Raw genomic sequence first — 14,310 nt, 5'->3', positions numbered from 1 at the left:
GACGGACCCGGCGGCCGCCGTGCGCGGCTGCCGGGCCCGTCCCTTTGCGGTCTTCCGCGTCGCTACGCGGCCAGCTTCGCCAGTGCCGCGTCGATGCGGGCGATCGTGCGCTCGCGGCCCAGGATCTCCAGGGACTCGAAGAGCGGCAGGCCGACGGTGCGGCCGGTGACGGCGACGCGGACCGGGGCCTGCGCCTTGCCGAGCTTCAGTCCGTGCTCCTCGCCGGCGGCGAGGACGGCGGCCTTCAGCGCGTCCGCGTTCCACTCGGCGGCGATCAGCTGGGCGCGGGCCGTGACGAGGAGGGCGTCGGAGCCCTCCTTCATCGCCTTGGCCCAGGACGCCTCGTCGGTCGCCGGCTCGTCCAGGAAGAGGAAGTCGACGTTGGCCGTGATCTCGGAGAGGACCGTGACCCGGGTCTGGGCGTGCGGGGCGATCTCCGCGAACACGTCCGCGTCGAAGGCCTCCGGGGCCCAGGGGGCGAACGGGGCCTGCAGCCAGGGGCCGCACGCCTCGGTGAACGTCTTCACATCCAGCTTGCGGATGTGCTCGGCGTTGATGTGCTCGGCCTTCTTGAGGTCGAAGCGGGCCGGGTTGGCGTTGACGTCCTTGATGTCGAACGCCGCGACCATCTCGTCGATGTCGAAGATGTCCCGGTCCTCGGCGATCGACCAGCCGAGCAGCGAGAGGTAGTTGAGCAGCCCCTCGCGCAGGAAGCCGCGCTCGCGATACAGGTTGAGCGAGGCCTGCGGGTCGCGCTTGGAGAGCTTCTTGTTGCCCTCGCCCATGACGTACGGCAGGTGGCCGAACTCCGGGGTCCGCTTGGCGATGCCCAGCTCGGTGAGCGCCGCGTACAGGGCGATCTGTCGCGGGGTGGAGGAGAGCAGGTCCTCGCCGCGCAGGACGTGGGTGATCTCCATCAGCGCGTCGTCGATCGGGTTGACCAGCGTGTAGAGCGGGGCGCCGTTGGCGCGGACGATGCCGTAGTCCGGCACGTTCTCCGGCTGGACGGTGATGTCGCCGCGGACCAGGTCGGTGAAGGTCAGCGCCTCGTCGGGCATCCGGAAGCGGACGATGGAAGTCCGGCCCTCGGCCTCGTACGCGGCCTTCTGCTCCGCGCTCAGGTCACGGCAGTGGCCGTCGTAGCCGGACGGCTTGCCGGCGGCGCGGGCGGCGTCGCGGCGGGCGTCGAGCTCCTCGGTGGTGCAGTAGCAGTGGTACGCGTGGCCGGCGGCGAGGAGCTTCTCGGCGACGTCCTTGTAGATGTCCATGCGCTGCGACTGGCGGTACGGGGCGTGCGGGCCGCCGACATCGGGGCCCTCGTCCCAGTCGAGGCCGAGCCAGCGCATCGCGTCGAGGAGCTGCTCGTACGACTCCTCGGAGTCGCGCGCCGCGTCGGTGTCCTCGATGCGGAAGACCAGGGTGCCCTGGTGGTGCCGGGCGAAGGCCCAGTTGAAGAGAGCCGTCCGGACGAGGCCCACGTGGGGGTTGCCGGTCGGGGAGGGACAGAAACGTACGCGGACTGGTGCGTTAACCACGCTTGATCACCTTGTTGGTGAGAGTGCCGATGCCTTCGATGGTGACGGCGACCTCGTCGCCGACGTGGAGGGGTCCGACCCCTGCCGGAGTGCCGGTGAGGATCACGTCGCCCGGAAGCAGCGTCATGGCTTCCGTGATGTGGACGACCAGGTCCTCGATGGAGCGGATCATGTCGCTCGTCCGGCCGAGCTGGCGTTGCTCGCCGTTGACGGTGGCCTGGATGGCGAGGTCGCCGGGGTCGAGGTCGGTCTCCACCCAGGGGCCCAGCGGGCAGGAGGTGTCGAAGCCCTTGGCCCTGGCCCACTGCTTCTCGCGCTTCTGGGCGTCGCGCGCGGTGACGTCGTTGGCGCAGGTGTAGCCGAAGATGACGTCCTTGACCCGCTCCCGGGGCACCTCGCGGCACATCCGGCCGATGACCACGGCCAGCTCGGCCTCGTGATGCAGCTCTTCGGAGAAGGAGGGGTACTCGATGGCGTCGCCGGAGCCGATCACCGAGGTGGTGGGCTTGAAGAAGGCGACGGGGACGTCGGGGACCTCGTTGCCGAGTTCCGCCGCGTGCTCCGCGTAGTTGCGGCCGATGCCCACGACCTTGTTGGGGAGCACCGGCGGCAGCAGCCGGACCTTGCTCAGCGGGACCTTGGTCCCGGAGAGCTCGAAGTCGGCGTACGGGATGCCCTTGATGATGTCGAGGACGAGACCGTCGGGCCCGTCGCCCTCGACCGCGCCGAAGGCGACATTGCCGTCGATGGAGAACCTGGCGATGCGCACGGGTTGCTGTCGCCCCTCACTTGCTGGGTGGCTGAAGACTGACACTCCAGGCTATCGCCTCGCCCGGCGGGGTTTGCCCCGGAAGGGGCGTGGTCCGGCGCGTGCGATCGCAAGGGGCCGAGCGCCCTGGTGGCGGAGCCACGTGGGCGTTTCGGCGACGGGCGCGCGTGCCGGGCGGCTCGACGGGGCAAACCCCGCCGGGCGGGGCGCCGGCGCTCGTGAGGGGCCGAGCCGCGTGCGTTACTCCGCGGCGGCGGTGACGGCCGCGGGGGCGGTCATGAGGATCGTGCGGCGCGGGTTGGCCGTCTGCGTCGGCAGGTCGACTGCGTGCTCCGGCTGCTGCGGCGTCTGCAGCGCTTCGGCGTCCTTGAGGTGCGCCAGCGTGGTGCGCCGGGGGTTGGCAATGTTGCGGAACATCATCGTCGTCTTCATCTGCCGTACGGACCCTGTCGGTAGGGGCGCCCCCGGAGGGGCGCCGGTTGTCGGTTTTGCCATCCCTGTAAAGCGTCAGGCTAAACATCCAATTCCCTCCGAAGGTCCGGAAGAGACGGCGATCATCCTGTGAGTTTGCTCACGAAGCGGCGGGCAATCCCGTCAATTCGGGCGGCCGGTGCGCCAGGAAGAAACGGACATTGCATCACTGAATGATCCATTCCGCTCCTGATCATGTCGACTGGGACACCGGCCCCGCCGACCTGATTCACCCTCAATCGTCCGGTTTGACAGTGAACGGTCTCCACGTCTTGTTACACCCCCATCACAACGTGTCACCCAGGTCACAGCCCGGTACCTGGGCCTTGTTGGAGATCCGGCACTGTGCTGGAATTCCACGCACCGCCGCGGGTTTCAAACCGGCGCGCAGGGGCGCTACGCAGCGCCGAGTGGCGGCGGAAAGGGGAAGAGCGCCGGTCACTCACGACCACCATGGGGCGGCACATCGCCCCACGACGCCGACACCGTTCCTTCCGTCCATGACGGGAGAACGCCTGGTCCAGAGGTTGCGACGCTAGTGCAGGGACGTTTCAAGAGGGATGGCAGCGCTGCGGCGGAACAGGAGCCGCGCGGCGGGACCGACCGCGGTTCCTCGCCCCAGCACGCCCAGAACCCCGGACCGGCCGCGGCCGGCGACAACAGCGAGCGCGACCGGCGCCCCGGCTCGACGGCGGGCGGCGGGTCCGATCCCGTCTCCGCGCTCAAGCCGCGCGGCCCGGTCAACACGGGATCGCGCGTAGCCCTTCGCAACTGGCGCATCAGCACGCGTCTGGTCTCCCTGCTCGCCCTCCCCGTGGTCGCCGCGACCACGCTGGGCGGTCTCCGCATCAACGACTCCATGAACGACATCCAGCAGCTGGAGCACATGCAGCTGCTGACGAAGATGACGAAGCAGGCGACCTCGCTGGCGCAGGCGCTCCAGGAGGAGCGCGACCGGTCCGCGGGACCCCTGTCCAACGGGGTTCCGGCGGACGACTTCAAGGTCACGGAGCCGCGGAAGAAGACCGACCGCGCGAAGAAGGCGTTCTTCACCGCGACGAACGACATCGGTGACACCGAGGGCGACGAGGCCCTGGAGAGCATCCACTCCAGCGTCCAGCAGATCGCCTCGCAGCTCGGCAGCATCCGTGACATCCGCAAGCAGGCGTATGCCAAGAACAGTCCGAGCCTCCAGACCGTCGACGCCTACAGCCAGCTGATCGCCTCGCTGCTGAGCCTCTCCCAGGACATGGCGCAGGCGACCAGCAACCCGGAGATGATCAAGCGGACCCGCGCCCTGGCGGCCTTCTCCTCCGCCAAGGAGTACGCGTCGGTCCAGCGCGCGATCATCGCCGCCGCGCTGCCGGGCGGCAACGACAAGCAGCCCCATCTCGACCGCAACGACCAGCAGTTCGGTGAGGCCGCCCTGAACAAGGAGGACGCGGCCCGCCGCTCCTTCGAGGCGATCTACACCACCACGGGCCAGAGCGCCGACGAGCTGACGTCCACGCTCGACGAGGGCCAGCCCGAGATCAAGGCGGCGGACACCTACGCCAAGAAGGTCCTCACCAACACGAACGGCATCAGCAGCCCCGGCGCCCGCCGCTCGTACATGGACTGGTACGACCAGGACTCCACCAAGATCCAGGCCATGAAGCAGATCGAGGAGACGCTCCTCAGCGACATGGAGGGCAAGGCGCGCGAGCTGCGTGACGAGTCCCAGCGCGAGGCGATCATCTCCGGTGCGCTCATCCTGCTCGTGCTCGGTGTCTCGCTGGTCGGCGCCTTCGTCGTCGCCCGGTCCATGATCCGTTCGCTGCGGCGGCTGCAGGACACGGCCACGCGCGTCGCCCAGGACCGGCTGCCCGAGCTCGTCAAGCAGCTCTCGGAGACCGACCCGCAGGACGTCGACACCTCCGTCGAGTCGGTCGGCGTGCACTCCCGTGACGAGATCGGCAAGGTGGCGGCGGCCTTCGACGACGTGCACCGCGAGGCCGTCCGTCTGGCCGCCGAGCAGGCCCTCCTCCGGGGCAACGTCAACGCGATGTTCACCAACCTCTCGCGCCGTTCCCAGGGCCTCATCCAGCGTCAGCTCTCGCTCATCTCGGAGCTGGAGTCGCGCGAGGCCGACCCGGACCAGCTGTCCTCGCTCTTCAAGCTCGACCACCTCGCGACCCGTATGCGCCGTAACGGTGAGAACCTCCTCGTCCTCGCGGGCGAGGAGCCGGGCCGCCGGTGGACCCGTCCGGTGCCGCTGGTCGACGTGCTCCGTGCCGCCGCCTCCGAGGTGGAGCAGTACGAGCGCATCGAACTGGCCGCGGTACCCGCCACCGAGGTCGCCGGCCGGGTCGTCAACGACCTCGTGCACCTCCTCGCCGAGCTGCTGGAGAACGCCACGTCGTTCTCCTCGCCGCAGACGAAGGTCCGGGTCACCGGTCACGCGCTTCCCGACGGCCGGGTGCTCGTCGAGATCCACGACACGGGCATCGGCCTCTCGCCCGAGGACCTCGCGGCGATCAACGAGCGGCTCGCGTCGCCGCCCACCGTGGACGTCTCGGTCTCCCGGCGCATGGGTCTGTTCGTGGTCGGCCGGCTGTCGCTGCGTCACGGCATCCGCATCCAGCTGCGCCCGTCCGACTCCGGTGGCACGACCGCGCTGGTCATGCTCCCGGTCGACGTCGCGCACGGCGGCAAGCAGCCCGCTCCGAAGCAGGCACCCGGCCAGCAGTCCCCCGCACCCGGTGGGCTCCTCGCCGGCGGCAACCCGCCGCGCTCCGGCCTCGAGAGCGCTCCGTCGGCCCCGGCCGGGCGGCTCGCCGCCGGTCCCGGTGGCGCGCGGGGCCAGGTCGGCGCGGGCTCCGGTCCGCGTGCGGCCCTGCCGGCCCGCGAGGGCGGCGCGAGCCGCCCGCCGAACCAGCCCGCCCAGCCGGGTCAGCCCGGCCAGCCCGGCGGCCAGCAGAACTCCGGCTTCCAGAGCGCCGGCACCGGTCCGCAGGGCCGGCAGCCGGACGCCTCGCTGCCGCCGCGTCAGGGTGGCGGGCTCTCCGGCGCCTTCGGCGGCGGTGCCCGGCTCGGCGCCCGCGGCCAGGGCGACGGCGCCCGCACGGACTCCGGCCGGCCCAGCCTGTTCGACCAGAAGCGTCCGGAGCAGAGCGGTCCCGGCCGGCAGGCGCCCGCGCCGCAGCAGGCCCGGCAGAACCCGGCCGGCCCGGGCGGCGGTTTCCCGCAGCCCGGCGGGCCCGGTCAGAACGACCGTCAGTTGCCGCCGGTCGGCGGTCCGCGTGCCGAGCTGCCGGGTGGCAACCCCCAGCCGCAGCGTCCGCAGACCCCCAGCTGGGGCAGCAACGAGGAGCCGTCCGCACCGCGGCGCTCCCCGCTCGACGCACCCCGCGGTCATGAGGAGCCCGAGTCCACCGGCCAGTTCCAGCGGCCGCTGAACCCGCCGCCGCTCAGCCCGCGTCCCCCGCTGGACAGCCGCCAGGGACCCGGCGCCACCGCCGAGTTCGCCCGCCCGGACTTCTCGGCACCGGCTCCGCAGCAGCGGCCCGCGCCGCAGGCACCGGACCCGGCGAGCACCGCGCAGTTCGCCCGCCCGGACTTCGGGCAGCCCGCGCAGGCCCAGGGTCAGCCCGCGCCGCGCCAGCGTGACCGCGACAACGGGGACTTCGGTGCCCCGCGGCCGCCCGTCGCGCCGGCTCCGAGCGCGGACTACCGGCCGGTCCTGCCGCAGCAGCCGCAGCCCGAGGCACTGCCGCCGGCCGGTCCCGGCGACGGCCGTACGCCGCTGTACGACACGCTGGAGACCAACTGGTTCCACGGTCCGCAGCAGGGCGGCCAGCAGCCGGCCGCCGCGCCGCAGGCTCCCGGTTTCCCCCAGCAGCCCGCCGAGGAGCGTCCCGCTCCCGCCGCACCGCGTCGCGGCGCGGGCGACACGGGCGCGACAAGCTCCTGGCGTGCCTCGCCGAACGACGAACTCGTCCGGCAGGCGGAGCGGGTGAAGAAGCCCGCGGCAGGCGGAATTACTACGTCCGGTCTGCCCCGCCGGGTCCCGCGTGCCAATCTGGTGCCGGGTACCGCCCAGCAGCAGAACCACCAGTCCGGTCCCCAGGTGTCGCGTGCGCCCGATGATGTGCGCGGGCGGCTGACCAATCTCCGCCGGGGCATCCAGCAGGGACGTCAGGCCAACAACGGCCCGTCGACCGGCAGTTTTCCACTCGGCCCCACTCACCAGCAGGAGCGTTAGTTGAGCCCGATGAGTCAGGCCGCGCAGAATCTGAACTGGTTGATCACCAACTTCGTGGACAACACCCCCGGGGTGTCGCACACGGTGGTGGTCTCCGCAGACGGCCTGCTGCTGGCGATGTCCGAAGGTTTCCCGCGCGACCGCGCCGACCAGCTGGCGGCTGTCGCCTCCGGTCTGACCTCGCTGACCGCGGGCGCCTCCCGGATCTTCGAGGGCGGCGCCGTCAGCCAGACCGTGGTGGAGATGGAACGCGGGTTCCTCTTCCTGATGTCCATCTCCGACGGCTCCTCACTGGCCGTGCTGGCCCATCCGGACGCCGACATCGGTCTGGTCGGCTACGAAATGGCTCTGCTGGTGGACCGGGCGGGCACTGTCCTGACCCCGGACCTCCGTGCCGAGCTGCAGGGCAGCCTGCTCCACTAGGCGGCCGTGAATCGGTGACACAGACGATCAGCCCAGATACCGCACTCATCTCTCGCCCGTCCGGCCGCTTACAGCCCCCCACCGGCCCCTTCAGACGGCAAGCCGACACCCTGCTGTCACGCCCGGAGGATTCATGACCCCGCCACCCGCCTCACCCGATCCGTACGGCGCGCTGAACCGCGCGTCGTACGAAGGTGAAGGCGACCAGCCGCTGGTCCGCCCGTACGCCATGACCGGTGGACGGACCCGACCGCGCTACCAACTCGCGATAGAGGCGTTGGTCAGCACCACGGCCGACCCGGCGCACCTGGGGACACTGCTCCCCGAGCACCAGCGGATCTGCCACCTGTGCCGCGAGGTCAAGTCGGTGGCCGAGGTCTCGGCCCTGCTGTCGATGCCGCTCGGTGTGGCCCGGATCCTCGTCGCGGACCTGGCGGAAGCCGGCATGGTGGCCATCCACCAGCCGGGCAACGGAGAGGCCGGCGGCGCGCCGGATGTGACACTGCTCGAAAGGGTGCTCAGTGGACTTCGCAAGCTCTAGTGGCGGTGCAGCCCGGGCCACCACCTCGGCGAAGATCGTGGTGGCAGGCGGGTTCGGCGTGGGTAAGACCACGTTTGTCGGTGCCGTTTCGGAGATCAATCCGCTGCGTACCGAAGCCGTGATGACGTCCGCCTCGGCGGGCATCGACGACCTGACCCACACCGGCGGCAAGACCACCACGACGGTGGCCATGGACTTCGGCCGCATCACCCTGGACCAGGACCTGATCCTGTACCTCTTCGGTACGCCCGGACAGGACCGCTTCTGGTTCATGTGGGACGACCTCGTCCGCGGCGCCATCGGCGCCGTCGTCCTGGTCGACACCCGCCGCCTCGCCGACTGCTTCCCCGCGGTCGACTACTTCGAGAACAGCGGACTCCCGTTCGTCATCGCCCTCAACGGCTTCGACGGACACCAGCCCTACACCCCCGACGAAGTCCGCGAAGCACTCCAGATCGGACCCGACACCCCGATCATCACGACCGACGCGCGGCACCGCGGTGACGCCAAGAGCGGTCTGATCACGTTGGTGGAGCACGCTTTGATGGCGCGGCTCAAGTAGGCACAAGTCGGTATTGCCGTACGACAATTGCCGTAGTCGCACGGGGGCGGACTGTGTCCTTTGACACGATCCGCCCCCGTGTTCATAACGTTTCGAAAGAGAATTACCCCAGGGTCAACACCCGACGCGCACGAGCGGTATCGCTGCGCTCACATGAGCCCCGTCTTTTGACGGGGCTCGTTCTTTATGCCCGTTTTATCTGAGGTCCGGGCCACTCGGAATCGCACATTCCGACTGTTTGGAACGCGGCCGGTAGCCGTGCTGCAATGCGACGAACTCCCGAGTAGTACGGCCCTGAACGAACCCGGCACAACGTAGGTGCCGACGCCGAGAGGTTGTTGGTCGAGTGAGGCGTAACAACGAGGGCGCGACGGCGCAGGCTGAGCGGGGCAACTTCACCCCGCCGTCGCGCGCCGCGGCGCCGTCCGCCGATGTGTCCGAAGGGATACCGGCCGGTGGCAGCACCAGTCGGCTGTCCCCGCGCAACTGGCGGGTGCCCACCAGGCTGAACGCGATCCTGCTCATCCCGGTCCTGGTCGGCCTGATCATGGGCGGCTTCCAGGTGAAGGGTTCGCTCGACACCTGGCAGGAGGCCCAGGACGCCGAGAAGACCGCGCTGATCGTGCGCGCGTCCGCCGAGTACGGCCAGGCGCTGCTCAACGAGCGCGACCTCACCGCTCAGCCGCTGCTGTCCAACCAGCGCGACTCCGAGGTCGTCACCCAGGCCCGGGCCACCACCGACGCGGCCGCTCAGAAGTTCGACGCGGCCGTCGGGGACATGCCCGGGAAGCAGGGTCTGGAGCGCCGCCTCAAGCTGTTCAAGCTGGAGGAGCCCAAGCTCCCGGAGCTGCGCAAGGCCGCCTACACCGCCGCCATGGACCCGGTGAAGACCGAAGAGGGTTACACCCAGGTCCAGCACTCCCTGATGGAGTTCTGCAACGAGCTGGGCCTCGGCACCGGAAACATCACCAGCTACGGCCGTACCGTCTACGCGATCGAGCTGGCCAAGGCTGCAGAATCGCTTCAGCGCTCCATCGGCATGCACCTTCTGGTGCGGCCCAGCCGGGAGAGCGGCAAGTTCAACGACCAGGTCAAGGCATTCGGCTCGTACAACTACCTGGAGCAGATCGCCCTCGGCGAATTCGTCTCCGGTGGTACGGAGGCCGACGCGGCCCGGCTGAGGACCGTCATGGCCGGCAAGGCGGCCGAGGGTGCCGCCAAGCTCAAGGCGGCGAAGGAGCAGGCGGACCAGGCGGGCGCGCCGTTCGTCATGCCGCCCACCATCGACGGCTCGGTCTACGACGGCATGGCCCAGGAGATCGGGCAGGGCAAGGACCCCAAGCAGCTCAAGGCCAAGGGCATCACGCCCGAGACCTGGATGGCCGCCGCCACCGCGAAGTTCGACGGCTACACCACGGTCGAGGACGAGCTCGTCGACAAGGCGGTGACCGAGGCCGCGGAGATCTCCTCCAGCGCCCGGACCGACGCCATCGTCAACGCCGCGATCGTGATCATCGCCCTGCTGGCCGCCTTCGTCCTGGCCGGGCTCGTCGCCCGCCAGATGAGCCGCTCGATGCGCCAGCTGCGTACGGCCGCCTTCTCCATCGCCGAGCAGCGGCTGCCCTCGCTCGTCGACCAGCTCTCGCGGACCGACCCGGGCCGGGTGGACACCCGTGTCCAGCCGATCCCGATCAACAGCCAGGACGAGATCGGCGAGGTCGCCCGCGCCTTCGACCAGGTCCACCGCGAGGCGGTCCGTCTCGCGGCCGAGCAGGCCATGCTGCGGGGCAACGTCAACGCGATCTTCACCAACCTCTCGCGCCGCAACCAGTCGCTCATCGAGGGCCAGCTGACCCTCATCACCGACCTGGAGAACAACGAGGCCGACCCGGACCAGCTGGAGAGCCTCTTCCGGCTGGACCACCTGGCGACCCGTATGCGGCGCAACGGCGAGAACCTCCTCGTCCTCGCCGGCGAGGAGCCCGGCCGCCGCTGGAACCAGCCGGTGCCGCTGGTGGACGTCCTGCGGGCCGCCTCCTCCGAGGTGGAGTCCTACGAGCGCATCGAGCTCTCGGGCGTGCCGGAGACCGAGATCCACGGCCAGTCCGTCACCGACCTCGTGCACCTGCTGGCCGAGCTCCTGGAGAACGCCACCACCTTCTCCTCGCCGCAGACCAAGGTGCGGGTCACCGCGACCCGGCTGCCCGACAGCCGCGTGATGATCGAGATCCACGACAAGGGCATCGGCCTCACCGCCGAGGACTTCGCCGACATCAACCACAAGCTGGCCAATCCCCCGACGGTGGACGCCGCGGTGTCCCAGCGCATGGGCCTGTTCGTGGTCGGCCGTCTCTCCGACCGGCACGGCATCCGGGTCCAGCTGCGCCCCTCGGGCGAGCAGGCCGGGACCACCTCGCTGGTCATGCTGCCGGACGCGATCACCCACGGCGGCGGCGGCGACGGGGCTCCCGCGCAGGACGACTTCACCGTCTCCTCGATCATTCCGCAGCAGCAGGCGTTCGACGCGGTTCCGCCGCAGCCCCAGATGCGTACGGCGGCGGAGCTCGGCTTCGACGACTCGCGCTACGAGGAGCCGTCCGCGGACCCCGACCGGCTCGACCCGGTGGGCCGCTCGCTGATGCGTGAGGAGCGCCGTGCGGCGCTGGAGGCGCAGACCGGTGGTGAGCGCCCGCCGTTCCCGCAGCAGGAGGAGCCGCAGCAGCAGTACGCGGAGACCCAGTACGGCGAGACCGCCTACGCCCCGGACCAGTACGTCCAGGAGCCGCAGGCCGGCGGACCGCAGGAACAGCAGTACGAACAGCCCTCGTACGAAGCCGGCTACGACCCGTACCGGGGTGACACCGGCTATGCCGGGCAGTCCGGCTACGGCGGCGGCCAGGACGGATATCAGGAGACGCAGTACGCGGACCCCCAGGCGCCTGCGCAGGCTTATGACGGCCAGTACGCCGCCCAGCCGCAGCAGGAGGAGTGGGCTGATCAGGGTACGTACCAGGGCGCGTTCGCACCGGTCGCGCAGGACGGGCCGGAATCTGTTCCGAGCGCTCCCGCGCCTTCGCAGGAACGCGTAGGCTTCGACCGTTCGGGACCCGTCCCGAACGCCGGCCACGAGCTGACCGATGCCGGTCTGCCGCGCCGCGGCGGCCAGCAGCACTGGCAGCCCACCGGCCGCGGCAACGAGCAGCCCGTCGCCGAGCAGCAGCCGGCGCAGCAGCAGGAACTGCCGCAGCGGCAGCCGGCGCCCGCCCAGGCGGACGAGGCCGGTCCCGAGGACTGGCGCTCGGCGAACGACGAGCGCTGGGAGCGGGCCGAGAAACTCCGGGAGCCGAAGGCGGGCGGGATCACCTCGTCCGGTCTTCCCCGGCGCGTGCCCAAGGCCAATCTGGTCGAGGGCACGGCCGAACAGACCCAGCAGGGCGGCCCCCAGGTCTCCCGCGCCCCGGAGGACGTGCGTGGCAGGTTGAGCAACCTGCGACGTGGCGTGCTGCGGGGACGCAACGCGGGTTCGGACACCAGTAATACCTACAACCAGGAGCGTTAGTGTGAGCCCGATGAGCCAGGCGGCGCAGAATCTGAACTGGTTGATCACCAACTTCGTGGACAACACCCCTGGGGTGTCGCACACGGTGGTGGTCTCCGCCGACGGACTCCTGCTGGCGATGTCCGAGGGATTCCCGCGCGACCGTGCGGACCAGCTGGCGGCAGTCGCCTCCGGTCTGACCTCGCTGACCGCGGGTGCCTCCCGGATCTTCGAGGGCGGTGCCGTGAATCAGACAGTTGTGGAGATGGAGCGAGGATTCCTCTTCATCATGTCCGTTTCCGATGGATCCTCGTTGGCCGTACTCGCACACCCGGACGCCGATATCGGTCTGGTTGGGTACGAAATGGCCCTTCTGGTCGACCGCGCCGGCAGCGTCCTCACCCCGGACCTCCGTGCCGAGCTTCAGGGAAGTCTTCTTAACTAGTAGACAGACAGTGCGTTTCGCGTCACCGCGCCATAGGGTGCGGTGGCGCGGACCCACTGGGATCGGGACCGGCAGGCGGAGGAGGAATCGTGGGTACACCCCCAGGCGGGCACCAGTTCAACGGTGGTCAGCGAACTCCGGGTGAGCACGGGGACAATGGTTTCGGCTTCCCCTCCACACCCGGCAGACACGGCGCGCAGCAGCCTTATCAGCCATACCAGCAGCCGCAGCAGCCCCAGCACGTCCAGGGCTCGGACTGGCCGCAGCAGCCGCAGCAGCCGCAGCAGCCCCACCGGCCGCAGCGCCCGCACCGGTACGACTCCCCGCAACAGCCCCGTATTCAGCCGGTGCAGCCGCGGCGGGCCCCCGAGCCCGCTGCGCCCGCGGCGCACAATCCGCTCGTTCGTCCGTACGCCATGACAGGCGGACGGACCCGACCGCGCTACCAACTCGCCATTGAGGCGTTGGTCAGTACGACGGCTGATCCGTCCCGGCTGCAAGGGCAGTTGCCCGAGCACCAGCGGATCTGCCGGCTGTGCATCGAGATCAAGTCGGTGGCCGAGATCTCGGCCTTGCTCTCGATCCCCCTCGGCGTTGCCCGGATCCTCGTAGCCGACCTGGCTGAGGCCGGACTCGTCGCTATCCACCAGCCCGGCGGCGACGAGTCCGCCGGCGGCCAGCCAGATGTGACACTGCTCGAAAGGGTGCTCAGTGGACTTCGCAAGCTCTAGCGGCGGAGCGGCCCGCTCCACTACCTCGGCGAAGATCGTGGTGGCAGGGGGCTTCGGCGTGGGTAAGACCACGTTTGTCGGTGCCGTTTCGGAGATCAATCCGCTGCGTACCGAAGCCGTGATGACGTCCGCCTCGGCGGGCATCGACGACTTGACCCACACCGGGGACAAGACCACCACGACGGTGGCCATGGACTTCGGCCGCATCACCCTGGACCAGGACCTGATCCTGTACCTCTTCGGTACGCCCGGACAGGACCGCTTCTGGTTCATGTGGGACGACCTCGTCCGCGGCGCCATCGGCGCCGTCGTCCTGGTCGACACCCGCCGCCTCGCCGACTGCTTCCCCGCGGTCGACTACTTCGAGAACAGCGGACTCCCGTTCGTCATCGCCCTCAACGGCTTCGACGGACACCAGCCCTACACCCCCGACGAAGTACGCGAAGCACTCCAGATCGGACCCGACACCCCGATTCTCACGACGGATGCGCGGCATCGGGCGGATGCGAAGAGTGCGCTGATCACGTTGGTGGAGCATGCGCTGATGGCCCGCCTGCGGTAGGGCCCTGGGCCCTGCCGGGCCCGGATTCACGTGAGGCCCCGTACTCCCCCGGTGGGGAGTGCGGGGCCTTTCGTGTGGTGCGCCCGGCCTCCGGCCGTGCTTTGTCCTCGATCGCCGGACGGGCTTGATGTGACCGGCGTGGGCCCTGACCGGCGGGGCTTGATGTGGCCTGCGCAGGTCCTGATCCGGCGGGGACTCGATGTGGCCCGCGCGGAGGCAGCGCGATGCGGCCGCACCTCTTCGGTGTGGCCGCATCTGTGGGGCTTGGGCGTCAGCCCTGCCAGCTGTGCGGGGCGCGGAAGCCCGGGGTGCGCTCCAGGCGGCGCCAGCCGGCGGTGTTGCGGCCGAGGCGGGCGGGGGCGTCGGCGGGCCGGGAGGCGGCGCGGGCGAGCAGGACCGCGGTGATGGCGGCCAGCTCCTCGGGGTCGGCCAGACCCTTCTCGACGCGCAGCACGGACTCGGTGGCAGTGCTCATGGGTGTCTCTCCGTC

The 14,310-nt window shown here is 70.2% G+C and carries 12 protein-coding genes; 8 read left to right on the top strand and 4 right to left on the bottom strand.

The genetic code is table 11. The features are described 5' to 3' along the window. Window positions 1–62 precede the first annotated feature (62 nt). The 3 genes from gltX to ACIQMX_RS29490 all read right to left on the bottom strand — a co-directional run bounded on the left by gltX (window position 63) and on the right by ACIQMX_RS29490 (window position 2,736). Entirely contained in the window at window positions 63–1,535 is a 1,473-nt protein-coding gene (gene gltX, locus ACIQMX_RS29500; RefSeq protein ID WP_402482597.1) for a glutamate--tRNA ligase, read from the bottom strand. After that, the gene (locus ACIQMX_RS29495; RefSeq protein ID WP_148021035.1) at window positions 1,528–2,304 is read right to left on the bottom strand and encodes a fumarylacetoacetate hydrolase family protein; all 777 of its coding nucleotides are present in this window, start codon (window positions 2,302–2,304) and stop codon (window positions 1,528–1,530) included. Before ACIQMX_RS29495 ends, gltX begins: the two co-directional genes overlap by 8 nt. A gap of 240 nt (window positions 2,305–2,544) precedes the next feature. Beyond that, window positions 2,545–2,736: a hypothetical protein gene (locus ACIQMX_RS29490; RefSeq protein WP_363067711.1), complete on the bottom strand. Its 192-nt coding sequence runs from the start codon at window positions 2,734–2,736 to the stop codon at window positions 2,545–2,547. A gap of 577 nt (window positions 2,737–3,313) precedes the next feature. On the opposite strand from ACIQMX_RS29490, the gene ACIQMX_RS29485 reads away from it, so the two are divergent. The 8 genes from ACIQMX_RS29485 (at window position 3,314) to ACIQMX_RS29450 (ending at window position 13,820) form a co-directional block, all read left to right on the top strand. Next, a complete protein-coding gene (locus ACIQMX_RS29485) occupies window positions 3,314–7,018 on the top strand; it encodes a nitrate- and nitrite sensing domain-containing protein (RefSeq protein WP_402482594.1) in 3,705 nt (1,234 codons plus the stop codon). Beyond that, complete coding sequence (locus tag ACIQMX_RS29480) at window positions 7,019–7,441, top strand: roadblock/LC7 domain-containing protein (protein WP_003966009.1); 423 nt, start codon at window positions 7,019–7,021, stop codon at window positions 7,439–7,441. A gap of 133 nt (window positions 7,442–7,574) precedes the next feature. Continuing rightward, entirely contained in the window at window positions 7,575–7,982 is a 408-nt protein-coding gene (locus ACIQMX_RS29475; RefSeq protein WP_148021032.1) for a DUF742 domain-containing protein, read from the top strand. Continuing rightward, window positions 7,963–8,544, top strand: coding sequence for an ATP/GTP-binding protein (locus ACIQMX_RS29470; RefSeq protein WP_073738725.1), 582 nt, complete (start codon window positions 7,963–7,965; stop codon window positions 8,542–8,544). Before ACIQMX_RS29475 ends, ACIQMX_RS29470 begins: the two co-directional genes overlap by 20 nt. Before the next feature lie 346 nt (window positions 8,545–8,890). Next, complete coding sequence (locus tag ACIQMX_RS29465; protein ID WP_402482590.1) at window positions 8,891–12,103, top strand: nitrate- and nitrite sensing domain-containing protein; 3,213 nt, start codon at window positions 8,891–8,893, stop codon at window positions 12,101–12,103. A 10-nt stretch (window positions 12,104–12,113) separates the two neighbouring features. Then, window positions 12,114–12,527 (top strand): roadblock/LC7 domain-containing protein, encoded by a 414-nt coding sequence (locus tag ACIQMX_RS29460; protein ID WP_018551717.1) that lies wholly within the window; start codon window positions 12,114–12,116, stop codon window positions 12,525–12,527. Window positions 12,528–12,616: 89 nt separating this feature from the next. After that, a complete protein-coding gene (locus tag ACIQMX_RS29455; RefSeq protein ID WP_402482588.1) occupies window positions 12,617–13,258 on the top strand; it encodes a DUF742 domain-containing protein in 642 nt (213 codons plus the stop codon). Beyond that, on the top strand, window positions 13,239–13,820 hold the full coding sequence (locus ACIQMX_RS29450; protein ID WP_014048542.1) for an ATP/GTP-binding protein: 582 nt from the start codon (window positions 13,239–13,241) through the stop codon (window positions 13,818–13,820). The genes ACIQMX_RS29455 and ACIQMX_RS29450 overlap by 20 nt, the downstream gene beginning before the upstream one ends. A 271-nt stretch (window positions 13,821–14,091) precedes the next feature. Here ACIQMX_RS29450 and ACIQMX_RS29445 read toward each other — a convergent pair whose 3' ends face one another. After that, complete coding sequence (locus ACIQMX_RS29445; RefSeq protein WP_363067720.1) at window positions 14,092–14,295, bottom strand: acyl-CoA carboxylase subunit epsilon; 204 nt, start codon at window positions 14,293–14,295, stop codon at window positions 14,092–14,094. Between the last annotated feature and the right edge of the window lie 15 nt (window positions 14,296–14,310).

It is taken from the genome of Streptomyces sp. NPDC091416, from assembly GCF_044756845.1.
GTDB lineage: Bacteria > Actinomycetota > Actinomycetes > Streptomycetales > Streptomycetaceae > Streptomyces.
The sequence above is the reverse complement of the archived record's forward strand: the minus strand, read 5'-3'. Positions and strand labels throughout refer to the sequence as shown.

Bases quoted from the DNA above. Each gene is read 5' to 3' on its own strand.
- ACIQMX_RS29490 (WP_363067711.1), bottom strand. From the start codon at position 2,736: ATGAAGACGACGATGATGTTCCGCAACATTGCCAACCCCCGGCGCACC.
- ACIQMX_RS29475 (WP_148021032.1), top strand. From the start codon at position 7,575: ATGACCCCGCCACCCGCCTCACCCGATCCGTACGGCGCGCTGAACCGC.
- ACIQMX_RS29460 (WP_018551717.1), top strand. From the start codon at position 12,114: ATGAGCCAGGCGGCGCAGAATCTGAACTGGTTGATCACCAACTTCGTG.
- ACIQMX_RS29445 (WP_363067720.1), bottom strand. From the start codon at position 14,295: ATGAGCACTGCCACCGAGTCCGTGCTGCGCGTCGAGAAGGGTCTGGCC.